The organism is Psychrobacter frigidicola, from assembly GCF_007997305.1.
GTDB classification, from domain to species: domain Bacteria; phylum Pseudomonadota; class Gammaproteobacteria; order Pseudomonadales; family Moraxellaceae; genus Psychrobacter; species Psychrobacter frigidicola.
Genome location: NZ_VORZ01000003.1, coordinates 275,433 through 297,000, shown reverse-complemented (window position 1 = coordinate 297,000; position 21,568 = coordinate 275,433). Strand labels below are relative to the sequence as shown.

At 43.8% G+C, this 21,568-nt stretch carries 32 protein-coding genes and 1 tRNA gene; 4 read left to right on the top strand and 29 right to left on the bottom strand.

Translation table 11 applies throughout. The features are described from left to right. Positions 1-9 precede the first annotated feature (9 nt). The 29 genes from rpsM to ES754_RS10415 form a co-directional block, all read right to left on the bottom strand. Positions 10-366 carry a 30S ribosomal protein S13 gene (gene rpsM / locus ES754_RS10555; protein ID WP_102077936.1) on the bottom strand — a complete coding sequence of 119 codons (357 nt, stop codon included), beginning with the start codon at positions 364-366 and terminating at the stop codon, positions 10-12. A 257-nt stretch (positions 367-623) separates the two neighbouring features. Further along, positions 624-740 carry a 50S ribosomal protein L36 gene (gene rpmJ, locus ES754_RS10550; protein WP_147224144.1) on the bottom strand — a complete coding sequence of 39 codons (117 nt, stop codon included), beginning with the start codon at positions 738-740 and terminating at the stop codon, positions 624-626. Between the two features lie 31 nt (positions 741-771). After that, complete coding sequence (secY, locus tag ES754_RS10545) at positions 772-2,103, bottom strand: preprotein translocase subunit SecY (RefSeq protein ID WP_201538838.1); 1,332 nt, start codon at positions 2,101-2,103, stop codon at positions 772-774. Positions 2,104-2,122: 19 nt separating this feature from the next. Continuing rightward, the gene (gene rplO / locus ES754_RS10540) at positions 2,123-2,563 is read right to left on the bottom strand and encodes a 50S ribosomal protein L15 (protein ID WP_147224142.1); all 441 of its coding nucleotides are present in this window, start codon (positions 2,561-2,563) and stop codon (positions 2,123-2,125) included. Beyond that, complete coding sequence (gene rpmD, locus ES754_RS10535; protein ID WP_147224141.1) at positions 2,563-2,742, bottom strand: 50S ribosomal protein L30; 180 nt, start codon at positions 2,740-2,742, stop codon at positions 2,563-2,565. The genes rplO and rpmD overlap by 1 nt, the downstream gene beginning before the upstream one ends. A gap of 20 nt (positions 2,743-2,762) precedes the next feature. Then, on the bottom strand, positions 2,763-3,278 hold the full coding sequence (rpsE, locus tag ES754_RS10530; RefSeq protein ID WP_147224140.1) for a 30S ribosomal protein S5: 516 nt from the start codon (positions 3,276-3,278) through the stop codon (positions 2,763-2,765). A gap of 2 nt (positions 3,279-3,280) precedes the next feature. Beyond that, positions 3,281-3,631, bottom strand: a complete 351-nt coding sequence (gene rplR, locus ES754_RS10525; RefSeq protein WP_147224139.1) for a 50S ribosomal protein L18 — start codon at positions 3,629-3,631, stop codon at positions 3,281-3,283. An 11-nt stretch (positions 3,632-3,642) separates the two neighbouring features. After that, positions 3,643-4,176, bottom strand: coding sequence for a 50S ribosomal protein L6 (rplF, locus tag ES754_RS10520; RefSeq protein WP_147224138.1), 534 nt, complete (start codon positions 4,174-4,176; stop codon positions 3,643-3,645). 219 nt (positions 4,177-4,395) lie between these two features. Next, positions 4,396-4,794: a 30S ribosomal protein S8 gene (gene rpsH, locus ES754_RS10515; protein WP_147224137.1), complete on the bottom strand. Its 399-nt coding sequence runs from the start codon at positions 4,792-4,794 to the stop codon at positions 4,396-4,398. Between the two features lie 11 nt (positions 4,795-4,805). Next, positions 4,806-5,111 (bottom strand): 30S ribosomal protein S14, encoded by a 306-nt coding sequence (gene rpsN / locus ES754_RS10510; RefSeq protein WP_147224136.1) that lies wholly within the window; start codon positions 5,109-5,111, stop codon positions 4,806-4,808. A 12-nt stretch (positions 5,112-5,123) separates the two neighbouring features. After that, positions 5,124-5,660 (bottom strand): 50S ribosomal protein L5, encoded by a 537-nt coding sequence (rplE, locus tag ES754_RS10505; protein WP_147224135.1) that lies wholly within the window; start codon positions 5,658-5,660, stop codon positions 5,124-5,126. A gap of 21 nt (positions 5,661-5,681) precedes the next feature. Next, positions 5,682-5,999: a 50S ribosomal protein L24 gene (gene rplX, locus ES754_RS10500; protein ID WP_147224134.1), complete on the bottom strand. Its 318-nt coding sequence runs from the start codon at positions 5,997-5,999 to the stop codon at positions 5,682-5,684. 8 nt (positions 6,000-6,007) lie between these two features. Beyond that, positions 6,008-6,376, bottom strand: a complete 369-nt coding sequence (gene rplN, locus ES754_RS10495; protein WP_010196702.1) for a 50S ribosomal protein L14 — start codon at positions 6,374-6,376, stop codon at positions 6,008-6,010. 181 nt (positions 6,377-6,557) lie between these two features. Next, the gene (gene rpsQ, locus ES754_RS10490; RefSeq protein WP_147224133.1) at positions 6,558-6,833 is read right to left on the bottom strand and encodes a 30S ribosomal protein S17; all 276 of its coding nucleotides are present in this window, start codon (positions 6,831-6,833) and stop codon (positions 6,558-6,560) included. Continuing rightward, complete coding sequence (rpmC, locus tag ES754_RS10485; protein WP_147224132.1) at positions 6,830-7,027, bottom strand: 50S ribosomal protein L29; 198 nt, start codon at positions 7,025-7,027, stop codon at positions 6,830-6,832. The genes rpsQ and rpmC overlap by 4 nt, the downstream gene beginning before the upstream one ends. Then, a complete protein-coding gene (gene rplP / locus ES754_RS10480) occupies positions 7,027-7,440 on the bottom strand; it encodes a 50S ribosomal protein L16 (RefSeq protein ID WP_147224131.1) in 414 nt (137 codons plus the stop codon). Before rplP ends, rpmC begins: the two co-directional genes overlap by 1 nt. A 3-nt stretch (positions 7,441-7,443) precedes the next feature. Then, entirely contained in the window at positions 7,444-8,169 is a 726-nt protein-coding gene (gene rpsC, locus ES754_RS10475) for a 30S ribosomal protein S3 (protein WP_147224130.1), read from the bottom strand. A 3-nt stretch (positions 8,170-8,172) separates the two neighbouring features. Continuing rightward, entirely contained in the window at positions 8,173-8,502 is a 330-nt protein-coding gene (gene rplV / locus ES754_RS10470) for a 50S ribosomal protein L22 (RefSeq protein ID WP_010196689.1), read from the bottom strand. Positions 8,503-8,512: 10 nt separating this feature from the next. Beyond that, a complete protein-coding gene (gene rpsS / locus ES754_RS10465; protein WP_068034604.1) occupies positions 8,513-8,788 on the bottom strand; it encodes a 30S ribosomal protein S19 in 276 nt (91 codons plus the stop codon). Positions 8,789-8,800: 12 nt separating this feature from the next. Beyond that, the gene (rplB, locus tag ES754_RS10460) at positions 8,801-9,625 is read right to left on the bottom strand and encodes a 50S ribosomal protein L2 (protein ID WP_147224129.1); all 825 of its coding nucleotides are present in this window, start codon (positions 9,623-9,625) and stop codon (positions 8,801-8,803) included. A gap of 11 nt (positions 9,626-9,636) precedes the next feature. Next, on the bottom strand, positions 9,637-9,987 hold the full coding sequence (gene rplW / locus ES754_RS10455) for a 50S ribosomal protein L23 (protein ID WP_147224128.1): 351 nt from the start codon (positions 9,985-9,987) through the stop codon (positions 9,637-9,639). Further along, entirely contained in the window at positions 9,984-10,586 is a 603-nt protein-coding gene (gene rplD, locus ES754_RS10450; protein ID WP_147224127.1) for a 50S ribosomal protein L4, read from the bottom strand. The genes rplW and rplD overlap by 4 nt, the downstream gene beginning before the upstream one ends. 14 nt (positions 10,587-10,600) lie before the next feature. Next, positions 10,601-11,239, bottom strand: coding sequence for a 50S ribosomal protein L3 (gene rplC / locus ES754_RS10445; RefSeq protein WP_147224126.1), 639 nt, complete (start codon positions 11,237-11,239; stop codon positions 10,601-10,603). A gap of 49 nt (positions 11,240-11,288) precedes the next feature. Then, positions 11,289-11,600 carry a 30S ribosomal protein S10 gene (gene rpsJ / locus ES754_RS10440; protein ID WP_010196670.1) on the bottom strand — a complete coding sequence of 104 codons (312 nt, stop codon included), beginning with the start codon at positions 11,598-11,600 and terminating at the stop codon, positions 11,289-11,291. A gap of 445 nt (positions 11,601-12,045) precedes the next feature. Beyond that, entirely contained in the window at positions 12,046-13,635 is a 1,590-nt protein-coding gene (locus ES754_RS10435; protein ID WP_147224125.1) for an Rne/Rng family ribonuclease, read from the bottom strand. Between the two features lie 126 nt (positions 13,636-13,761). Next, a complete protein-coding gene (locus ES754_RS10430; RefSeq protein ID WP_147224124.1) occupies positions 13,762-14,487 on the bottom strand; it encodes a Maf family protein in 726 nt (241 codons plus the stop codon). 15 nt (positions 14,488-14,502) lie between these two features. Then, on the bottom strand, positions 14,503-15,000 hold the full coding sequence (gene mreD / locus ES754_RS10425) for a rod shape-determining protein MreD (RefSeq protein WP_147224123.1): 498 nt from the start codon (positions 14,998-15,000) through the stop codon (positions 14,503-14,505). Positions 15,001-15,151: 151 nt separating this feature from the next. Beyond that, positions 15,152-16,000, bottom strand: a complete 849-nt coding sequence (gene mreC / locus ES754_RS10420) for a rod shape-determining protein MreC (RefSeq protein WP_147224122.1) — start codon at positions 15,998-16,000, stop codon at positions 15,152-15,154. 192 nt (positions 16,001-16,192) lie between these two features. Then, positions 16,193-17,236 (bottom strand): rod shape-determining protein, encoded by a 1,044-nt coding sequence (locus ES754_RS10415; RefSeq protein ID WP_201538839.1) that lies wholly within the window; start codon positions 17,234-17,236, stop codon positions 16,193-16,195. A 530-nt stretch (positions 17,237-17,766) separates the two neighbouring features. On the opposite strand from ES754_RS10415, the gene gatC reads away from it, so the two are divergent. The 4 genes from gatC to ES754_RS10395 all read left to right on the top strand — a co-directional run bounded on the left by gatC (position 17,767) and on the right by ES754_RS10395 (position 21,452). Beyond that, complete coding sequence (gene gatC, locus ES754_RS10410; RefSeq protein WP_147224120.1) at positions 17,767-18,090, top strand: Asp-tRNA(Asn)/Glu-tRNA(Gln) amidotransferase subunit GatC; 324 nt, start codon at positions 17,767-17,769, stop codon at positions 18,088-18,090. A 164-nt stretch (positions 18,091-18,254) separates the two neighbouring features. Then, positions 18,255-19,757 (top strand): Asp-tRNA(Asn)/Glu-tRNA(Gln) amidotransferase subunit GatA, encoded by a 1,503-nt coding sequence (gene gatA / locus ES754_RS10405; protein WP_147224119.1) that lies wholly within the window; start codon positions 18,255-18,257, stop codon positions 19,755-19,757. Next, a complete protein-coding gene (gene gatB / locus ES754_RS10400) occupies positions 19,757-21,265 on the top strand; it encodes an Asp-tRNA(Asn)/Glu-tRNA(Gln) amidotransferase subunit GatB (RefSeq protein ID WP_147224118.1) in 1,509 nt (502 codons plus the stop codon). Before gatA ends, gatB begins: the two co-directional genes overlap by 1 nt. Before the next feature lie 110 nt (positions 21,266-21,375). Further along, positions 21,376-21,452, top strand: a tRNA-Pro gene (locus tag ES754_RS10395). Positions 21,453-21,568: the final 116 nt, after the last annotated feature.

Here is a 21,568-nt window from a genome sequence, read left to right as displayed (position 1 = left end):
CTAAGTTAATTATCTTTTGAGAGGGCGTGTCGGACCCTTACGAGTACGAGCGTTGTTCTTGGTGTTCTGACCTCTAACTGGTAAGTTACGACGATGGCGAATGCCACGGTAACAACCAAGGTCAACCAAGCGCTTGATATTCATTGACACTTCACGACGAAGGTCACCTTCAGTCATGTAATTTGCAACTTGTGCGCGGATAGCATCTAACTGTGTATCATCTAACTGACTTACTTTAGTAGTATGGGCAATGCCAACTGCTTCTAAGATTTTCTGAGCAGTGGTACGACCTACACCAAAGATGTAAGTTAGTGAAATAACAGCATGCTTATTATCCGGAATATTTACGCCGGCAATACGAGCCATTGATTTCTCTCCATTAACGAGAAATAAGCATTATTTCTTAAATAATATTGCATTATTTCTCAGATTTGTTGCTGTTGATACATTTGCTTTTATTATTATCATCACACCAATTATTTAGTAAATAAATCGGCGGATTCAAGACATAGAAAACATTAGTATGAACTACGGCAAGTGGCGGATAATAACGCATCCGCCGTTATTTTTCAAGTGTTAATTCAATCTATAGTTTAGGCTTACTGCCTTATGCTACTTACTGATTAACCTTGACGCTGTTTGTGACGAGGTTCAGCTGTACAAATAATATGTACAACGCCTCTACGGCGTACAACTTTACAACTACCACAAATTTTCTTAACTGATGCTTGGACTTTCATCACATGCTCCTTAAAGTATTGCACTACTCATCTAAGATCGAGTAGGCGACTGAATTAACGTCTGATCATGATATTGGTGGGTCATCAAATGCGCTTGAATTTGTGAGATGAAATCCATTACTACAACCACCATAATTAAGAGTGACGTACCGCCGAGGTTGAACGGCACACCAAATGATGACTGGATAACCATCGGCATTAGACAAATAACAGTCATGTATATTGCGCCAATAAAAGTTAGACGATTTAATACATGATCGAGGTAACGCTGGGTCTGTTGTCCAGGACGAATACCTGGGATGTAAGCACCACTACGTTTAAGGTTTTCAGCAACTTCACGAGGACTAAAGACTAACGCCGTATAAAAATAACAGAAGAAAATTATCATTGCGCCGAATAGAACTAAATATAGAGGTTGTCCTGGAGACAACACTAATGCCATATTTTGTAATATCTTTTGAGTAAAGGTGGGATCTGTGGACTGCCCGACCCATTGCCCTAAACTAGCAGGAAACAGCAACAACGAACTGGCAAAAATAGCAGGAATAACGCCCGCCATATTAATTTTCAAAGGCAAGTGTGACTGCTGCTGAGCATATATTTTTCGACCTTGCTGTTGCTTTTGAGCATAGTTAACAGGAACGCGACGCTGCGCTCGTTCAATATACACAATGCCTGCAGTTACTGCGACACCTAGTACCACAAAAATAAACAGAACAATCAAGTTCATTTGCCCTTGATTTACTTGTTCGATAGACTGCGAAATCATACCTGGTGTACCGGCAACAATGCTCGCAAAAATTAGCATTGAGATACCGTTACCTACACCGCGCTCTGTAATCTGCTCACCAAGCCACATTAAAAACATAGCGCCTGCTACTAGAGAAGTAACCGCTGGAATATAAAAAGTAAGACCAGAAGACAGAGTTAAATTCTGACTTATCAAACCAGCAGACATACCTAATGACTGCACAAGTGCTAAAGCAAGCGTCCCTTGACGAGTATACTTGTTAAGCTTGCGCCGTCCTGCTTCGCCCTCTTTTTTGAGAGCTTCAAGCGATGGTAATACCGCTGACATCATCTGTACAATAATTGACGCTGAAATATACGGCATGATGCCAAGCGCCATGATAGACATACGTTCAAGCGCACCACCTGAGAACATGTTGAACATGCTTAAGATAGTATTTTCATTGCGCGAGAACAAGTCTGCCAAATTGACTGGATTAATCCCAGGTACCGGAATATGTGACCCTAAACGATAGACAATCAATGCGCCGATTAGAAATAGTAAACGAGTCCATAGCTCATCATACTTACGTATAAAAGCAAAAGGATTGAGCGGGATACCAGACGATGACATTGATTGTTTTGACACGTTCCTACTCCTCGATGCTACCACCAGCAGCTTCGATTGCTTGCTTGGCGCCTTTAGTCACTTTTACACCTTGAAAGGTGTAAGCTTTAGTGACGTCGCCTGACAAAATAATACGAGCACGCTTCATATCGTGACGAATAATGTTAGCAGTTTTTAGACTTGCAACACTTACCACATCACCTTCCACTTTATTCAGTTCAGACAGACGAACTTCTGCAGTCGTCATTGCCATTCTACTGGTAAAGCCAAATTTTGGCAGACGGCGATACAATGGTGTTTGACCACCCTCAAATCCTGCGCGAACGCTAGAACCTGAACGTGATTTTTGGCCTTTTACACCACGACCACCTGTTTTACCAAGACCTGAACCGATACCACGACCACGACGTTGGGCAGTTTTCTTTGCGCCAACACCTGGTGATAATTCATTTAATCTAAGACCCATTACGCTTCCTCCACTTTTACCATGTAGTTGACGCGATGTACCATGCCACGAGTTGAAGGTGTATCTTCTATTTCAACAGTATGACCGATACGGCGTAAACCCAATCCTTTCAAGCTAGCTTTGTGGCTCTTGAGGCGATGGGCACCTGATTTTAATTGAGTGACTCTCATTGTCTTCATCGTAACTCACCTAGTCTAAGTTAGCCCAAAATTTCGTCTACAGATTTACCACGTTTGGCTGCCATCTTTTCTGGAGTTGACATATCACGTAAACCATTGAATGTTGCACGTACAACGTTAGCCATGTTGGTAGAACCATGACATTTAGTCAAAACGTCTTTGACACCAGCAACTTCTAATACCGCACGCATTGCGCCACCAGCGATTACGCCAGTACCTTCAGATGCAGGCTGCATATAGACTTTACTTGCACCATGACGAGCGCTAATAGGGTGGAACAAAGTTGTGTCGTTAAGCTCAATCGTAATCATATTACGTTTGGCAGCTTCTAGCGCTTTTTGAATAGCAGCTGGCACTTCACGTGCTTTACCACGACCAAAACCAACACGGCCATTGCCATCACCTACTACTGTTAAAGCAGTGAAAGAGAAGATACGACCACCTTTAACCACTTTTGCAACGCGATCAACGGTAACTAAGCGTTCTACTAAACCGTCAGTCTGTTCGTTTTTATCATTTTTATCATTTCTAGCCATGATTAAAACTCCAATCCGTTTTCGCGAGCCGCTTCAGCTAAAGCTTTTACTCGACCATGATATTTGAAACCACTACGGTCAAATGCAACTTTAGTAATACCAGCTGCTTTTGCACGTTCTGCGATCATTTGGCCTACAGACGTCGCTGCATCAGCGTTACCAGTCGCGCCTGAACGCAAGCTGCCGTCTAAGGTAGATGCCTGAGCAATCACTTCACCACCGTTCGGAGAGATAATCTGGGCATAAATATGCTTTGGCGTGCGATTAACCGTTAGACGATGAACGCCCAAGAAACGGATATGCGCGCGGGTTTTCTTAGATCGACGCAGACGAGCTGCTTTTTTATCAAACATTTCAACTCACCTTATTTTTTCTTAGCTTCTTTACGAATCACATGTTCGTCGCTATAGCGAATACCTTTACCTTTGTAAGGCTCCGGTGGGCGGAAACCACGGATTTTAGCCGCTGCTTGACCAAGTTGCTGCTTATCGTTTGATTTTAAAACGATTTCAGTTTGTGTTGGGGTTTCAGCTGACACACCTTCAGGTAGCGTATATTCTACTGGATGTGAGTAACCAACGTTTAAAGTTACTTTATTACCAGTAGCTTGAGCGCGATAACCAACACCAATCAATTGAAGACGTCTTTCAAAGCCTTCAGTCACGCCTATAACATAATTGTTAAGTAGAGCGCGGATAGTGCCAGTGTGCATCATGGCTTCTTTTGAGTCGACTGCAGGTGAGAGAAGAATAGCATCATCTTCCTGTTTCAGCTCGACCAATTCATGCAGGCGTAAAGACAAATTGCCGTTCTTGCCTTTCACTTCGACCTGCCGATCGTTCAAAGTAACGCTTACGCCGTTTGGCAGCGTCACTGGGGCTTTAGCCACACGAGACATAGGAGTATTCCTTAAAAAATTAACAACTTCTGTTAGCGATAAATAATAGCGAAAAAACTAACAGGCTAAAAAGCGTGTTAGTTTAGCATAATTGATCGTATTAGACACTCATCAATTTTAAATAATTGTTGAGGTATGTTGTACGCCATCCTTGAAATAAAGAATTATTAGGATGGCGTGAGTCTAACGAGATACAAATAGACTTTGCCAGTGTGTAGCTTATGCTACAAACGCGACGACTTCACCACCGATATCAGCAGCGCGAGCAGCACGATCACTCATGATACCTTTACTAGTTGATACGATAGCAACACCCATACCCTGCTTAACAGTAGGGATAGCATCTTTACCGCGATGCTGGCGCAAGCCAGGACGGCTGAAACGTTGGATTGTTTCGATGACAGGTTTACCTTCGAAGTATTTTAATTCGATAGATAGGGTCGCTTTGTTGTTGTCTTCTGCTTTAACAACAGCACTAGCTACATAGCCTTCATTAACTAATAAATCAGCAATAGATTTACGTAGTTTTGAGCTTGGCATAGCCACTGAAACTTTATTAGCCATTTGTGCGTTACGAATACGGGTTAGCATATCCCCAACGGTATCTTGCATACTCATGTAGTTACTCCTTACCAGCTTGCTTTACGAACACCAGGCACATCGCCTTGCATGACTCGCTCACGCAGCATATTGCGTGATAAGCCAAACTTACGGAAGTAGCCATGAGGACGACCTGTGATAGCACAACGATTGCGCAGACGTACTGGCGATGAGTTACGTGGTAAAGCTTGTAGCTCTAACATCGCGTCCATACGCTCTTCGTCACTTGCATTCATATCACCGATGGTCTCTTTTAGCTTGATACGCTTATCAGCATATTTAGCAACCATTTTTTCGCGCTTTAATTCGCGGTTAATCATGCTCTTCTTTGCCATAACGTCTTTACCTTATTTAAATGGGAAGCCGAATGCTTTAAGCAGCGCACGACCTTCATCATCAGTAGCAGCTGACGTAGTGATAGTCACATCCATACCACGGATACGATCAATCTTGTCAAAGTCTACTTCTGGGAATACGATTTGTTCTTTAATACCCAATGAGTAGTTGCCACGTCCGTCGAAAGCTTTAGGTGAAAAACCACGGAAGTCACGAACACGAGGAATTGCAACGGCAATGAGACGATCTAAAAATTCGTACATTTGCTCACCGCGTAGCGTTACTTTACAACCAATTGGCCATTCTTCACGAATCTTAAAGCCAGCGATTGATTTACGCGCTTTGGTGACTACAGGTTTTTGACCAGCAATCGCAGTCATGTCAGCTACAGCGCCTTCAAGCAATTTCTTGTCTTGAGATGCCCCGCCTACACCCATATTAAGTGTGATTTTAGTGATTTTAGGCACTTGCATCACATTAGCTAAACCAAGCTCTTCTTTGATTTGCTGCTTTAGTTCATTGTTATATAAAGCTTTTAATCTTGCCATTACAATTACACCCTTAGTGTCTTACGCAGTCGCCACGACTTCACCATTTGAACGATAAACGCGTTGTTTAACGCCATCATCATTGGTTTGGTAAGTAATACGGTCTGCTTTTTGGGTTTGCGCATTTAGAATTGCGACATTTGAGATATGTAGAAAAGCTTCTTTCTTAATAATGCCGCCTTCAACGCCAGTTGCCTGATTTGGCTTCTGATGTTTAGTAACAATATTAACACCTTCAACTTTAATACGATCGTTTTTTACAGCTTGTACAGTACCTTGCTTGCTTTTGTCTTTACCAGCAATCACAACGACTGTATCGCCTTTACGTAATTTTGACATGGATTACCTCACAATACTTCTGGTGCTAGGGATACAATTTTCATAAACTGATCACCACGTAGTTCACGAGTTACCGGTCCAAAAATACGAGTTGCAATCGGTGCTTTGTTCTGGTTCAACAATACCGCAGCATTGTCATCAAAACGTAGCACAGAACCATCAGGACGACGAACGCCTTTTTTGGTACGTACAACTACTGCATTCATCACGTCGCCTTTTTTGACACGACCACGAGGAATGGCTTCTTTAACCGTTACTTTAATGATATCGCCGACTGATGCATAACGACGATGAGAACCACCCAGTACTTTAATGCACTGAACTCGTCTTGCACCGCTATTATCTGCAACTTCCAGCATTGACTCAACCTGAATCATAGCGTTACTCCGCACGTATGAGCAATAAAAGCCAGTTGCTGCCGCTAGCACAGTATGAGTAGACGGCATTTAATGTAAATAACCGCAGCTTACTCTTAATGTGAGTGATATACGCTCGGCGCAATCAGCATCCTTAAAAAGGCGGACATTTTAACAGCTTCTGACTTTTAATGCAATTTACTTAGATTTTTTCTACTTTTTCAACCACATCAACTAAAGTCCAAGACTTAGTTTTTGAGATTGGACGCGTTTCTTTGATGCGGACAAGGTCACCTTGTTGGCAGACATTATTCTCATCATGGGCTTTAATTTTAGTCGAACGACGAAGCTGTTTGCCATATAAAGGATGACGAACAAGACGCTCAATCAAAACCGTGATGGATTTGTCCATCTTGTCGCTGACAACTCTTCCTGTCAATACGCTAGCGTTGGTAGTTGCTTGATCGTTTTCGCTCATGAGTCGCCTCGTTGTTTCTCGTTAATCAAAGTCTGAACCTGAGCAATCGTACGACGATTAACTCTGACTTCATGGGTATTCCCCAACTGACCAGTTGCTTTAGCCATACGAATACGGAAAGCATCAAGTTGCTTTTCATCAAGTAACTGGGTCAGTTCTTCTAATGATTTATCACGTAATTCACTGATCTTCATTACATTATCGTCCGCTTAACAATGGTAGTTTTAAAGGGCAGTTTTGCTGCAGCAAGCGTTAAAGCTTCGCGAGCCAGCTCTTCTGAAACCCCTTCAAGTTCATATAGCATTTTACCAGGTTTGACTTCGCATACCCAGTATTCTACAGGACCTTTACCTTTACCCATACGTACTTCTAATGGTTTATTGGAAATAGGTTTGTCTGGGAAAACACGAATCCAAATTTTACCACCACGCTTAATTTTACGAGTAATGGTACGACGTGCCGCTTCAATTTGACGGGCAGTCATACGACCGCGAGTCAAAGATTTTAGACCAAATTGTCCAAATGCAACGGTGCTTCCACGATGAGCGAGCCCAGTGTTACGACCTTTGTGCATTTTACGAAACTTGGTACGTTTTGGCTGTAACATAGTTTAACCTCTGTCTGTGTTTCGACGGTTTCCACCACGACCACGGCGTTTTGGCGCACGAGTCTGCTCTTCTTTGACGGGATTGTATACACTGTTCATACCGTCAAGAATTTCGCCACGGAAAATCCAAACTTTAACACCAATGGTGCCGTAAGTGGTTTCCGCACGTACTGACGCATAGTCAATATCGGCACGTAGCGTATGTAGTGGCACACGACCTTCACGGTACCATTCAGTACGAGCAATCTCAGCACCGCCAAGACGGCCAGACAACTCAACTTTAATACCTTTAGCACCAGAACGCATGCTATTTTGTACGGCGCGCTTCATTGCACGGCGAAACATAACACGGCGCTCAAGCTGGCTACCAATGCCATCTGCTACCAGACGAGCATCAAGGTCAGGTGAGGTGATTTCTTCAATGTTGACCTGAGCGGGTACGCCCATCATCTTGGTCAATTCTTTTTGAAGTCTCTCAATATCTTCGCCTTTTTTACCGATAACGATACCAGGACGCGCAGTGGCGATGGTAATCTTAGCGGCACCAGTAGGACGCTCAATCATGATATTACTAATCATAGCGTTATCTAGCTTTTTACGTAGATAATCGCGTACTTGTATATCGTTGATGAGGTATTCTGAGTATTGTTTAGGGCTAGCATACCAATTTGCATTATGCTTCTTGACAACACCAAGACGAATTCCGATTGGATGTACTTTTTGACCCATAACTTATTCTCCTACCTTTATAGTGATGTGACAGGTACGCTTACTGATACGGTCAGCGCGACCTTTAGCACGTGGTAGGATACGTTTTAGCGTAATGCCTTCATCAACGTAGATAGTTGATACTTTAAGAGTATCGATATCTAAACCGTTGTTGTTTTCAGCATTGGCGATGGCTGAGTTAAGACATTTCTTAACGAATACAGCGCCTTTTTTATTGCTATACGTTAGGATATCCAAAGCACGCTCGATAGATTTGCCACGAACTTCATCAGCAACGAGTCTAACTTTTTGTGCCGATATGGCGGCACCGCGTAATTTTGCAGTTACTTCCATGGTGAGCACCTTATTTCTTAGCTTTTCTGTCAATGCCATGACCACGATACGTACGAGTCGGAGCAAATTCACCTAGTTTATGACCAACCATCTGTTCGCTTACAATAACCGGTACATGAGTACGGCCGTTGTGAACAGATAAAGTTAGGCCAACCATTTGTGGCAAAATCATCGAGCGGCGCGACCAAGTTTTAATGGGTTTGCGTGAGTTGGTTTCTAATGCATTCTCAACTTTAGCAAACAAGTGCGCGTCTATGAATGGACCTTTTTTCAATGAACGAGGCATGAGATTCTTCCTTTATTTCTTCTTGGCGCGACGGATGATCATACTGTCAGTACGCTTATTATGACGCGTTTTAAGTCCTTTAGACTTCTGACCCCAAGGGCTGGTTGGATGGCGACCTTTATTACGACCTTCACCACCACCATGTGGGTGATCAACAGGGTTCATCGCGACACCACGAACAGATGGACGAATACCGCGCCAACGTGAAGCACCCGCTTTACCAAGTGATTTCAAATTGTTTTCAGTATTAGAGACTTCACCAATAACCGCACGGCAATTAACATGTACACGGCGAGTTTCACCTGAACGCAGACGAAGAATCGCGTAAATACCGTCACGACCCAGTAGCTGAACACTTGCACCCGCTGAACGAGCAATCTGTGCACCTTTACCGATTTTGAGCTCGATATTGTGAATCACAGTACCTAACGGGATGTTTTTAAGTGGTAAACAGTTACCTGGGCGAATTGGAGACGCTTCACCTGATAATACTGTATCACCAACAGCTTGTTTTTTAGCAGCGATAATGTAACGACGCTCGCCATCAGCATACTTAAGAAGAGCAATATGAGCTGTGCGGTTAGGATCGTATTCAATACGCTCTACCGTGGCTGGAATATTGTCTTTGGTACGCTTGAAGTCAATGATGCGGTAATGTTGCTTATGACCACCGCCAATATGACGAGTAGTAATGCGGCCATTATTATTACGACCACCTGACTTGCTTTTTGATTCTAGAAGTGCTGCAAACGGACGACCTTTATAAAGGTGTGGATGCACCACTTTTTCAACAAAACGGCGGCCTGGTGATGTTGGCTTCGCTTTTACGATAGGCATGAGTGTAATCCTTATTCGTTGTTCGCTGTTTCACTAGTAGAGGTAGTAGTATTCGCTACATCCTCACCAGCATCAGCCATTTGTACATCGTGACCAGCTTTTAAGGTGACATAGGCTTTTTTATAATCATTACGACGGCCGATGTTTTTACCAAAACGCTTTGTCTTACCTTTAACATTCAAAGTGTTTACTTTTAAAACTTCAACACCTTCAAACATTAACTCAACTGCTTTTTTAACTTCAAGCTTAGTAGCGTTAGTATCAATTTTGAATACTTGCACGCCAAGTGAGTCACCGAGCATCTGAGATTTTTCTGAGAAGACAGGTCCTCTTAAGACCTGATAAAGTCTTGCGTTGTTCATGCTAGTGCTTCCTCAAATTGTTTCGCAGCTTCAACTGACATGATTACTTTATCAAAAGCAATCAAGCTCACTGGATCCACTTCACTTGTACCTAGTACATTGACGTGTGGAATATTGCGGGCGGCTAAGTACAAGTTTTCATCGACTTCTTTAGTGATGATTAATGCACGTGGTGCATTCAATTCACTTAATTTAGCGATTAAGTCTTTGGTCTTAGGTGCCGACATAGTAATGTCTTCAACTAGAATCAGACGATCTTGACGTATTAACTCGGCTAGAATGCACTGCATAGCACCGCGATACATTTTGCGGTTAACTTTCTGCGACCAATCTTGTGGTTTAGCAGCGAACGCACGTCCGCCTCCACGCCAGATTGGGCTACGAATAGAACCTGCACGAGCGCGACCAGTACCTTTTTGGCGCCATGGCTTGATGCCACCGCCAGAAACTTCAGCACGAGTCTTTTGAGCACGAGTACCTTGGCGAGCACCAGCAAGATATGCGGTAACAACTTGATGCACTAATGCTTCGTTGAATTCACGACCGAAAGCCGTATCAGAAAGCTCAACCGCTGCCCCTGTAACTGTTTTTAAATCCACGTTAATCCCCTTGCTTAGGCTTTGACTGACGGACGTACGATGACATCGCCACCGGTGGCACCTGGGATAGCACCCTTGATGACAAGTAATCCATTTTCGACGTCAACCGAGACCACTTCTAGGCCTTGAACGGTGACACGCTTATTACCCATCTGACCTGGCATCTTTTTGCCTTTAAACACTTTACCTGGCGACTGGTTTTGACCAGTAGAACCAATGGCACGGTGAGACACTGAGTTACCATGAGTGGCATCTTGCATGCTAAAGTTGTGACGCTTTACGCCGCCCTGAAAGCCTTTACCTTTACTATTTCCTGTGACATCAACCATCTGACCTTCTACAAATAGGTCAGCTAGGATCTCACCACCAATTTCGCGGCCTTCAAGATCGCTTTCATTGGCACGAAATTCCCAAACACCACGACCAGCTGCAACACCAGCTTTTGCGAAGTGACCTTTTTGTGCGGCTGTTACGCGGCTGTCACGACGGGTACCTGTGGTGACTTGGATGGCTTGATAGCCATCTACATCAGTATTTTTTACTTGAGTAATGCGGTTCGCACTAATCTCAACGACTGTTACAGGGATAGATGCGCCTGCTTCAGTGAAGACACGGGTCATGCCGCATTTTTTACCGACTAAACCAATCGCCATTTTAAACCTCTTTATATCTTCTATTAATGGTTTGGATATTTAATGTGCATTAACCCAAAGCAATTTGAACGTCAACGCCCGCCGCTAAATCTAACTTCATTAACGCGTCCACAGTTTTGTCAGTAGGCTGAACAATATCAACCATACGCTTGTGGGTACGGATTTCGTACTGATCACGAGCATCTTTGTTGACGTGTGGTGAGGTTAAAACGTTGAAGCGCTCAATGCGAGTCGGCAACGGTACAGGACCACAAACTTGCGCACCAGTGCGCTTTGCAGTATCAACAATCTCTTGAGCCGACTGGTCGATTAATCTATGATCAAAAGATTTGAGTCGGATACGGATTCTCTGGTTAGCCATGCCAGCAAGCTCCTAATATGTGCTTCAATCATTCTTGCGTTGCAAGTGGATGACTAAAAGCTGTTTGGTTAAAGACTTACTTCAAGCGGCTTCCTATTCTTTATCAGAATCTGTTCTTAGTAGAACCAGCAGCGTGCCAAAAGCAAAATAATTTAAAGCCCCGCCAACTCTCCTAATTATATGGATGTCAGCAAAAGCATAATGAAATAGTGCTAGAAACGATGCCCTAGCTGTCATAGCGCTGGCTGTTCGGCCGTGCGCTTATAATTCAGTAGTGTAGATTATACAGAACATTTTGATGATTGCAAGTGCAATATGGGTTGTATTCAAGGACTCTACGTTATTTTACACTGTTCATCATAGGTTTTTTAAGTATATAGATGTCATTATTTTACTAATTTCTTTATATTAGGTTCTCATTTATATCTATAATTTTTAGCAATAATCAATCTAAGACAATATCATATTGCTCTTGGGTATAAAGGCTTTCAACTTCAAAAGTAACAACTCGTCCCAATAGATATTCCAAATCGGCTACCGTGTCTGCTTCTGAGGTCAATAACAAATCAATGACAGCGGCATGAGCGACCACAGTAAACTTTTTCGGTGAGTTATAGGTACGAGCACAGCGCATAATCTCACGGAATATCTCGAAACAGACGGTTTCAGCAGTTTTGACAAAGCCGCGTCCCTGACAAGTCGAACATGGCTCACACAGCTGCTGGCCTAACGATTCGCGTGTGCGCTTACGTGTCATCTCAACTAAGCCAAGTTCACTGACTTGGGTGATGTTAGATTTAGCATAATCTTTTGTTAATTGCGATTGTAGGCTTTCAAGTACATCATCTTTGTGCGGTTGCTCTAGCATATCAATAAAATCTAGAATGATAATACCGCCCAAGTTCCGCAAGCGCAGTTGCCGTGCGATAGCATGGGTAGCTTCTAAATTGGTCTTATATACCGTATCTTCTAACGAACGACCGCCAACGAACGAACCGGTATTGACATCGATTGTAGTCATGGCCTCAGTTTGATCAATAATCAGGTAACCACCAGATTTTAGATCAACCCGACGTTTGAGTGCGTCACGTAAGTCCTCTTCGACCCGGTGTACATCAAATAACGCAGGTTCAGCGGTATAGTGAACGATGCTATCATAAATAAAAGGCACGAACTCTTTGGCAAACTCTCGGACTTGTGCGTAAATTTGCTCGTTATCAACGATGACCTTTTCGGTATCCCCATGAACCAAGTCACGAATGGAACGCAGCGGTAGAGACAGCTCTTGATAGATGAGCTCTGAGCTTTTATGATGATTGATCTCTTGTCGTCTAGCACAAATGGTACGCCAAAGTTGTACCAGGTAGTAGATATCTTCTTCAAGCTTATCTACTGGCATACGCTCAGCAGCGGTACGGGCAATGAGACCACCTTGCAGGTTGACGGTTTGCATCAAACTATTCAGTTCAGTCTTAAGCCGTGTGCGCTCCTCGTCACCGTCAATGCGTTGAGAAATACCAATGTGATCGCTGGATGGCAAATAGACTAAATAGCGGGATGGTAGAGAGATATTGGTCGTCAGACGTGCGCCTTTACTACCCAGTTGATCCTTAGTAACTTGCACTAAGATACGCTGGCTTTCATGCAGTCGATGTTGAATGAGGCTTTTACTGGCAGTAACTACGACATTGGCACTTTGAGCGCTGACGACTGGGGGTGATATGGCCAAGTCAACTTCAGGTACGGCAATAGGCTTGTCATCGGTAATATCTACCACTTTATTACTTTTACTAACCAATGGACGCGATTCACGCTGCATATCATTCACATGCAAGAACGCGGTTCGTGACTGGCCAATATCAACAAAGGCTGCTTGCATCCCAGGCAGAACGCGTACCACCGTGCCCAAATATATATTACCCACTAAGCCCAGTTTATGGTGGCGCTCAATATAAATCTCGCCTAGTACACCATTATCTAAGACTGCCACACGGGATTCCATCGGACTGACATTAATCAGCAGCTCTTCAGACATAGTGCCTCTTCTCTTATTATCATTGTTCTAATGAATAGTTACTAATAGCGTGAATAACTTAATTGTAGGTTAGTGTAGCAAACACGCTATAACTATGCCCACTATCCTGCCGTGTCATTATGTGTCTTAGCTTATTAGCTTAATCTTATTATTGTTGTAGCCGTTACTGGCATCGTTAATTAAGGCAAGCGTTTGCGCTAATGGAAGGCCAACAACATTGGTATAACTGCCATTAATTCGTGTCACCCATGCCGCTGCTAAACCTTGGATACCATAACCACCCGCTTTATCAGCAGGCTCACCACTGTTCCAGTAATTCGCCATCATATCCGGTGTTAAAGGTACAAAGCTGACGTCGGTACGTTCAATAATTTGCTGCTGCCAAATTACCTGTAATTCAATAGTATCTACACTGCTTATGCTGTCGTTAGAATTAGTTTTGTCTATTGCAGTTAGTATTACTTGCGTGGCTTGCACTGCAGTCCACACTTGATGCGTCTTATCAGACATTCGCTGCCACATACTATAAGCATGATTGCAATCTGTGGGCTTGACTAAAACTGTCTTACCGTCTGGCAGCACACCGATAGTGTCGGCGGTCAAAATTATAAAAGGGATGTTCAATGCTAGAGAAAATGTGGATAGCTGAGACTGATTGTTTTGATGATCAGCATTTAATTTAGCGACAGCAGCGGTAGCTTTAGTAGTCACCATACGTTGAATGTAATCTTTTGGGCTTTCATCATCGTGCGGCGTTTCGTCGATATCAACGCTCATGATACTAAATTCTAATTGTGCAGCAGCAAGTAGTTCATGGCGACGCGGCGAACCAGAAGCTAATATAATATCCATTACTATACTCTTATGCTAACGGGTGTCTGATAGGGTGAATCTATGTAAAACCAATAATACTAGTGGCCAGCTGACGATGCTTATTAGTAAGGGTAAGCCTGATTGTGCGGAAAATATATTTTGAGTGATCAGCTGTAATAGCCATAGACTGAGCTGAAAAACCAATAATCCTAACGTCGCAACGAACCATGACGTAATAGCATTTAACGGCTTAGTATGCAGACCCATCATTTTAATCGCAACTGTCGCCATCACAGCAGCAAAGGCTTGCTGACCCATGCGGGTATCTATCATAAGATCTGCAATCAGACCAATAGTAAACGCTGTAAAAACACCAACATAGCGCGGCTGGAACAATACCCAAAAAATTAGCACCATGATCATCAACAATGGTCGTAAGCTGGCAACGTTAGTGCTAAGAGGGTAAACATTGAGCGATGAGGCGACGACAAAGCTTAGAATAATGACGCTCAGTAACATGCCAGTGGAATACTCAGAATGGGGATGCACCATAAATGCTTGCCTTAACGATGATTGTGCGGCGACTACGATAATGGTTATTTATTAATACTGAATAGAAAACACTGTCCTGATAAAGCCTATCCTAATAAGACCTAATGGTCGGCTCTATAATAATAGTATCTTACCTAACAGCTATAAATAATCATTGTTCAGGGTCAGCGTCTACCATTTTATCTTGTAAAATTAATACGTAGGCATTATCAATGAAGTTAGCAGCGGGCGTTACGTCAATATCTCTAAAGTTGTCCGCTTGGGTGTCTTTGATACGGGCCACTCGCCCGACATGGTAGCCTGCTGGAATTCGGCCACCAAGACCGGAGGAGATAAGCTCATCACCTACCCGCATATCCGAGCTTTTGAACACATAGTTAAGGTTTAGCGAGGTTGGTAACCCTTTACCAGTAACAATCGCTCGCTGACCCGTACGTTTAACCTTCACTGATACTGATTGTTGCTCATCAGTAATTAACATCAAGCGACTGGTGTTAGGATAAACAGTAATAATTTGACCCAAAATACCGGCTTCATCAATGACTGTCTGCCCGACTTCAACACCATCTTTCACCCCTTTATTTAGCACTACGATTTGTTTAACTGGGTTGGTATCTGTACCGATAACTTGGGCTAAGTTTAAGTCGAACTGTTCGGACGTCGTGGTCGAGAGTATACCTTGCAGGCGCGCATTTTGTGCCAAGACATGATCTTGTTGCTGTAGCTTGGCCTGCGCGTGAATCAGTTGCGATTTAAGCTGCACATTTTCGCGGCGTAGCGCCTCTTTTGACTGCAAACGCCCACTTGCCCAGTGCTCAACGTAACTGGGTAACAACGAGAATTCATAAATAGGCTGCATCGCTGCTTGACTGGTATTACGTAAAGGAGTAAACCATTCTGGATTTTTGCTATCCATCCACATTAGTATCAGCGCCATTATTAACACAATAATAGTCGTTCGAAGTGACAAAGGCTGGCGGGCAAACATACTTGGAGTCATAAGGCGTCTAATGTGAGCGGTACCCAAAGCTGGGGTTTAGAATGTCGGACGTTGACTATTATAGCGTGATTGGTAGTCGTTATTTATTCGTCATCAAAGATAACTATTGCCAGTTATCAAAGCTACAAAAGGCAGTGTTTTTCACCTGCCTTAGCCTCTACCCTAAAAAACACTTACTATTTAAAATAGTGTCTATACAAAAATCATATTAAGATTTCTATTATTAATAAACTCCAGTGCCTTACCCGCACCGCGGCTCACACAAGTCAGCGGATCTTCAGCCACACTGACAGGTAAACCAGTCTCTTTGGAGATGAACTTATCTAAATCACGTAGCAAAGCGCCACCGCCCGTCAGTACTATACCGCGCTCGGCGATATCAGATGATAATTCAGGCGGTGTCTGCTCTAGCGCTGATTTTATAGAATTAATAATACCATTTAACGGCTCGCGCAATGCTTTTTGGATGTCTGTTGAGTTGACGGTAAAGGTCGTGGGCATACCTTCTGCCATGCTACGACCTCGAACTTCTACTTCTAACGGACGATCTTGATTATCGAGGGCAGAGCCTACTTCTTGCTTAATCCGTTCAGCGGTAGTTTCGCCAATGACGCAGCCATAAGTACGGCGTACATAGGTAATGATAGCATCATCAAAAATATCGCCGCCGATACGAATAGACTCGGCATAAACACAGCCTGATAACGCAATAACGGCAATCTCAGTAGTGCCACCGCCAATGTCCACAATCATTGAACCACTGGCTTCATGAACGGGTAACCCTGCCCCTATAGCGGCTGCCATTGGCTCCTCTATTAATAATACTCTGCTGGCTCCGGCCGACATTACCGCAGCACGAATGGCTTTGCGCTCAATCATCGTTGATTTATAAGGCACACAAACCACTACTTTTGGCTGTGCCATAAAACGTTTGGCCTTAACTTTGCTAATGAAATGCTTGAGCATCTGTTGCGTCACATCAAAGTCAGAAATTACGCCATCTTTTAGCGGCCGGATAGCGGTGATATCGGCAGGAGTACGACCAAGCATTTGCTTAGCATCAGCACCGACGGCAGTAACTGTAGAGCGTGACGCATGATTGGTAGTGCGTAAGGCCACGACAGTAGGTTCGTCGAGCACCACCCCTTTATTAGGGATAAAAATTAAAGTATTCGCAGTACCAAGGTCGATTGCGATATTATTTGATAAAAATCCAAACAGGTTCATGACTAATATATCCAAGGTATTGCAAATAAAATGAATGAGAGATTTAAGCTATTGCTCGTCAGCGTCGATTGGGGCAGCGTTGGATACTCATCGTCGCTATAATATACCTGTATGCCCAGTCGAATCTAAAAATTAATAGTGAAAATGAGCTAAATTATACCGATTTGGCTCAGAAAAATATAGGTATTTGCAAGAGTAAGCAACAAGACTTTATTCAGAAAGTCTTGTTTTTAGCAAAATTCCAACTAGCACCGCTGGTTATTCCTATTGACAGGCCATAACACTCTACATCCATACGTTAACTTTGCTCAGTTCTGCGCCGCTACTGTAACGTATTTAAACGTTTAATAGGTAAGTAGTTGATAGTAAGTACATAAACAAACCGTCATTGTTCTACTTGTTTGTGTTTGTGCCGCAATCGAGCGTCATGGTCTGTAAACTTGGGTAAGATGCTTTATAATAAGTCACAGATTGTTTTAAAGGGCCTCTGAGCCTTAAATTAAAAATTCTAATAAACACTGTCTTGGACTGGAGAAACCATGTCAAATATATCACAACCAACACCCGCGACTGACAGTAGCGTCAGCCGTCACGAAATCCTTGAAGTTGCTAGCCTAGCGCGCTTAGGCGTCGATGAAGATACGGCCCATAGTTATGCCAATGACATCAGCAAAGTTTTACGCTTAATGCATACCCTAGCGGGTGTCGATACCACCGATTTGACCCCATTAGCCAATATTCATGAGGTCTGCCAAGACTTACGCGCTGACGTTGCCAAGCACGATATCGACCGCGCGCGCAATCAATCGGTCGCGCCAGCCGTTGAACAAGGCTTATATCTAGTGCCGCAAGTCATTGAATAGCTTTTAATAGGCTGATTTCACTAGGCACTTTTTATTAAGCCCAACTTCAATCCCTAGATTTCAACAGCTCGATTTTAATAGCTTGTTTGATACCCTATAGCGTGAAAAGTCCCTGTCGGCTTTTCCTTATTTTACGCAATTAATATTTTGACGGACGACCCCTTATGTCTGAACTTCATCATTTAAGTACCCAGCAACTGATTACAGGTTTGCAAACCAAACAATTCAGTAGTCTAGATTTGACTGAACACTTTATCAAGCGTATTGACGCTTTAGATAGCAAAATTAATAGCTTTATTACTCATACCTCTGAGACTGCACGCGCACAAGCACAGGCGGCAGATGAGATGCGAGCACAAGGCGATATGCGTCCGCTACTAGGTGTGCCGATGGCGCATAAAGATATCTTTTGTACCCAAGGCGTGTTGACCACTTGTGGCTCCAAAATGCTGCATAACTTTGTGTCACCATACAATGCTACTATCGTCACCAACATTGACAAAGCCGGCATGATTAGCCTTGGTAAGCTCAATATGGATGAGTTCGCTATGGGCTCAGACACTAGCAGCTCGTATTATGGTGCGGTGCACAACCCATGGAATCTTGAGCACGTCCCTGGTGGCTCATCGGGCGGTAGCGCATCGGCAGTGGCCGCAGGTTTTATTCCGCTGGCAACTGCTAGTGATACTGGCGGCTCTATTCGTCAGCCTGCATCATTTTGTGGCTTGACTGGTATTAAGCCTACTTATGGCCGAGTCTCGCGTTTTGGCATGATTGCTTATGCCTCAAGCCTTGACCAAGCCGGTAGCATGGGTCGTAGTGCTAAAGATTGTGCCTATCTACTGCAACCTATGATTGGTCATGACCCCCGTGATGCCACTTCTATCAAACATGATATGCCAGATTACATCCAAGATATTAACGAAGCTGAAGCAAAAGCTGGCAACAGTGACAAACCACTTGCTGGTCTACGCATTGGGGTCGCCAAAGAATACTTCGGTGAGGGACTCGATGCTGAAGTCGATCAATTGGTACGTGCCGCATTACAGCAGTATGAAGATCTTGGCGCTACGGTTGTAGAAGTGACTATCACTGATCCTGAGATTACCCTTGCCACTTATTATATGCTGGCGCCTGCTGAAGCCTCATCAAACCTTTCGCGCTTTGATGGTGTACGTTTTGGCTATCGTTGTGAGAACCCGAAAGACTTAATTGACTTATATACCCGCTCACGCTCAGAAGGTTTTGGCCCTGAAGTACAACGCCGCATCTTGATGGGCACTTATGCCCTATCTGCCGGTTACTTTGATGCTTATTACACCAAAGCTCAGAAGATTCGCCGCATTATTGTTAAAGACTTTGATGATGCCTTTAAGAATTGTGATGTGATTGCTAGCCCTACGGCACCAACACCTGCTTATAAGCTTAGCGAAAACTTAGACTCTGCTACCATGTATTTGGGTGATGTTTATACCATTGGGGTCAACCTTGCCGGTCTACCAGCGCTCAGCCAACCAGTGGGTTTGACGTCTGAAGGACTGCCTGTTGGTTTACAGCTGATCGGACAACATTGGCAAGAAAGCGAATTGCTCACCACCGCGCATCTATTCCAGCAGCATACCGATCATCACCTGCAGCATTCTGCTATCGCTAAGGAGACAGTATAATGAACTCAACAACAGTAACTGATACCGTTCGTACTGATCTAATGGTCGATGGCTATGAAGTGGTCATTGGTATTGAAATTCACTGTCAGCTCAACACTGACAGTAAAATATTTTCAAGTGCGCCTACTGATTTTGGTCATGAAGCCAATACTCAGGCCAGCATCGTCGATTTAGGCCTACCGGGTGTATTGCCTGTTCTTAACAGTGGTGTCGTTGAGCGCGCGCTAAAATTTGGGATTGGCGTTGATGCTGAGCTGGGATTATTCAATACTTTCGACCGTAAAAACTATTTTTATCCTGATCTGCCAAAAGGTTATCAAATTACCCAAATGGCCAATCCGATTGTTGGTTCTGGTCATATCGATGTGGTGGTCAATGAAGGTGAAAAAAATGAATATCCTAAACGTATGGGTATTACGCGTGCACACTTAGAAGAAGATGCGGGTAAATCAGTACACGATGCCGTCGAAGGTATGACCGGTGTTGACCTTAACCGCGCTGGTACGCCACTGATTGAGATTGTATCTGAGCCTGATATGCGCTCAGCACATGAAGCACTTGCTTATATTAAAGCCATTCATCAGCTGGTGACGTGGTTAGGTATCTCAGACGCTATTATGGCCGAAGGGTCATTCCGCTGCGACTGTAACGTGTCCATCCGCAAGCCTGGAGCAGATTTAGGCACCCGTACTGAGCTTAAAAACTTGAACTCGTTCCGCAGTATCGAACGCGCTATCAACCGCGAAATTGAACGTCAAATCGATATTATTGAAGAAGGCGGTAAAGTCATTCAAGCAACCATGCTGTATGATCTCGAAAAAGACGAAACCCGCGTGATGCGTACCAAAGAAGACGCCAACGACTATCGCTACTTTCCCGACCCTGACCTGCTGCCCGTACGTATTGAGCAACATACCGTCGATACTATTAGAGCGGCAATGCCTGAGTTACCAGTAGCACGCCGTGCACGTTTAGAGAGCGAGCTTGAGCTAACAGAATATGATGCTCGCATCTTAACCGGAAGCCGTCATTTAGCGGATTATTTCGAAGCGGTAGTTGATGAAGTCGGTCAGCAACATGCTAAAAGTGCCGCTAACTGGGTGATGGGCGATTTACTGGGTGCACTGAATAAAGATGATAAAGACATCATCGACTCCCCAATTAGTGCCAAGCAATTAGCAGGTATGCTGAAACGAATTTTTGATGACACCCTATCTGGTAAAATGGCTAAAACTGTTTTTAGTGCGCTTTATGAGCGCGCGGGTGGCGATACAGATGATGCCGCTGATCAAATCATTGAAGCGAAAGGCCTCAAGCAAGAAACGGATACTGGCGCTATCAAAGCTATCGTTGAAGAAGTCATTACTAACAATGCCGCTATGGTTGAAGAATATCGCGGTGGTAAGGAAAAAGCCTTTAACGGTCTCGTCGGTCAAGTGATGAAAGCCAGTCGCGGTAGTGCTAATCCACAACAGGTGAACCAAGTTCTAAAAGAGTTATTGGGCTAGTTGTTATTGGCAATATATTACGCTGACTGTAATAGGTAAAGTCTCATAGCAAGCGCTGAAATAATTAACCCTTGCAATATGTGCGATTTTGCGTAAAATAGTCAGTCATTCGGGGCGTAGCGCAGTCTGGTAGCGCACTACACTGGGGGTGTAGGGGTCGCAGGTTCAAATCCTGCCGTTCCGACCAAACACGATATTAGGGCAGACCGTCATTGACCGTCTGCCCTTTTTCTATGAGCGTTTCAAGTAATACGCACTACGCTATAGACCACCTTAATACGTGGTAATCCATGTCAAAATGCG

Bases quoted from the DNA above. Each gene is read 5' to 3' on its own strand.
- rpsM (WP_102077936.1), bottom strand. From the start codon at position 366: ATGGCTCGTATTGCCGGCGTAAATATTCCGGATAATAAGCATGCTGTT.
- rpmJ (WP_147224144.1), bottom strand. From the start codon at position 740: ATGAAAGTCCAAGCATCAGTTAAGAAAATTTGTGGTAGTTGTAAAGTT.
- secY (WP_201538838.1), bottom strand. From the start codon at position 2,103: ATGTCATCGTCTGGTATCCCGCTCAATCCTTTTGCTTTTATACGTAAG.
- rplO (WP_147224142.1), bottom strand. From the start codon at position 2,563: ATGGGTCTTAGATTAAATGAATTATCACCAGGTGTTGGCGCAAAGAAA.
- rpmD (WP_147224141.1), bottom strand. From the start codon at position 2,742: ATGAAGACAATGAGAGTCACTCAATTAAAATCAGGTGCCCATCGCCTC.
- rpsE (WP_147224140.1), bottom strand. From the start codon at position 3,278: ATGGCTAGAAATGATAAAAATGATAAAAACGAACAGACTGACGGTTTA.
- rplR (WP_147224139.1), bottom strand. From the start codon at position 3,631: ATGTTTGATAAAAAAGCAGCTCGTCTGCGTCGATCTAAGAAAACCCGC.
- rplF (WP_147224138.1), bottom strand. From the start codon at position 4,176: ATGTCTCGTGTGGCTAAAGCCCCAGTGACGCTGCCAAACGGCGTAAGC.
- rpsH (WP_147224137.1), bottom strand. From the start codon at position 4,794: ATGAGTATGCAAGATACCGTTGGGGATATGCTAACCCGTATTCGTAAC.
- rpsN (WP_147224136.1), bottom strand. From the start codon at position 5,111: ATGGCAAAGAAGAGCATGATTAACCGCGAATTAAAGCGCGAAAAAATG.
- rplE (WP_147224135.1), bottom strand. From the start codon at position 5,660: ATGGCAAGATTAAAAGCTTTATATAACAATGAACTAAAGCAGCAAATC.
- rplX (WP_147224134.1), bottom strand. From the start codon at position 5,999: ATGTCAAAATTACGTAAAGGCGATACAGTCGTTGTGATTGCTGGTAAA.
- rplN (WP_010196702.1), bottom strand. From the start codon at position 6,376: ATGATTCAGGTTGAGTCAATGCTGGAAGTTGCAGATAATAGCGGTGCA.
- rpsQ (WP_147224133.1), bottom strand. From the start codon at position 6,833: ATGAGCGAAAACGATCAAGCAACTACCAACGCTAGCGTATTGACAGGA.
- rpmC (WP_147224132.1), bottom strand. From the start codon at position 7,027: ATGAAGATCAGTGAATTACGTGATAAATCATTAGAAGAACTGACCCAG.
- rplP (WP_147224131.1), bottom strand. From the start codon at position 7,440: ATGTTACAGCCAAAACGTACCAAGTTTCGTAAAATGCACAAAGGTCGT.
- rpsC (WP_147224130.1), bottom strand. From the start codon at position 8,169: ATGGGTCAAAAAGTACATCCAATCGGAATTCGTCTTGGTGTTGTCAAG.
- rplV (WP_010196689.1), bottom strand. From the start codon at position 8,502: ATGGAAGTAACTGCAAAATTACGCGGTGCCGCCATATCGGCACAAAAA.
- rpsS (WP_068034604.1), bottom strand. From the start codon at position 8,788: ATGCCTCGTTCATTGAAAAAAGGTCCATTCATAGACGCGCACTTGTTT.
- rplB (WP_147224129.1), bottom strand. From the start codon at position 9,625: ATGCCTATCGTAAAAGCGAAGCCAACATCACCAGGCCGCCGTTTTGTT.
- rplW (WP_147224128.1), bottom strand. From the start codon at position 9,987: ATGAACAACGCAAGACTTTATCAGGTCTTAAGAGGACCTGTCTTCTCA.
- rplC (WP_147224126.1), bottom strand. From the start codon at position 11,239: ATGGCGATTGGTTTAGTCGGTAAAAAATGCGGCATGACCCGTGTCTTC.
- rpsJ (WP_010196670.1), bottom strand. From the start codon at position 11,600: ATGGCTAACCAGAGAATCCGTATCCGACTCAAATCTTTTGATCATAGA.
- ES754_RS10435 (WP_147224125.1), bottom strand. From the start codon at position 13,635: ATGTCTGAAGAGCTGCTGATTAATGTCAGTCCGATGGAATCCCGTGTG.
- ES754_RS10430 (WP_147224124.1), bottom strand. From the start codon at position 14,487: ATGGATATTATATTAGCTTCTGGTTCGCCGCGTCGCCATGAACTACTT.
- mreD (WP_147224123.1), bottom strand. From the start codon at position 15,000: ATGGTGCATCCCCATTCTGAGTATTCCACTGGCATGTTACTGAGCGTC.
- mreC (WP_147224122.1), bottom strand. From the start codon at position 16,000: ATGACTCCAAGTATGTTTGCCCGCCAGCCTTTGTCACTTCGAACGACT.
- gatC (WP_147224120.1), top strand. From the start codon at position 17,767: ATGTCAAATATATCACAACCAACACCCGCGACTGACAGTAGCGTCAGC.
- gatA (WP_147224119.1), top strand. From the start codon at position 18,255: ATGTCTGAACTTCATCATTTAAGTACCCAGCAACTGATTACAGGTTTG.
- gatB (WP_147224118.1), top strand. From the start codon at position 19,757: ATGAACTCAACAACAGTAACTGATACCGTTCGTACTGATCTAATGGTC.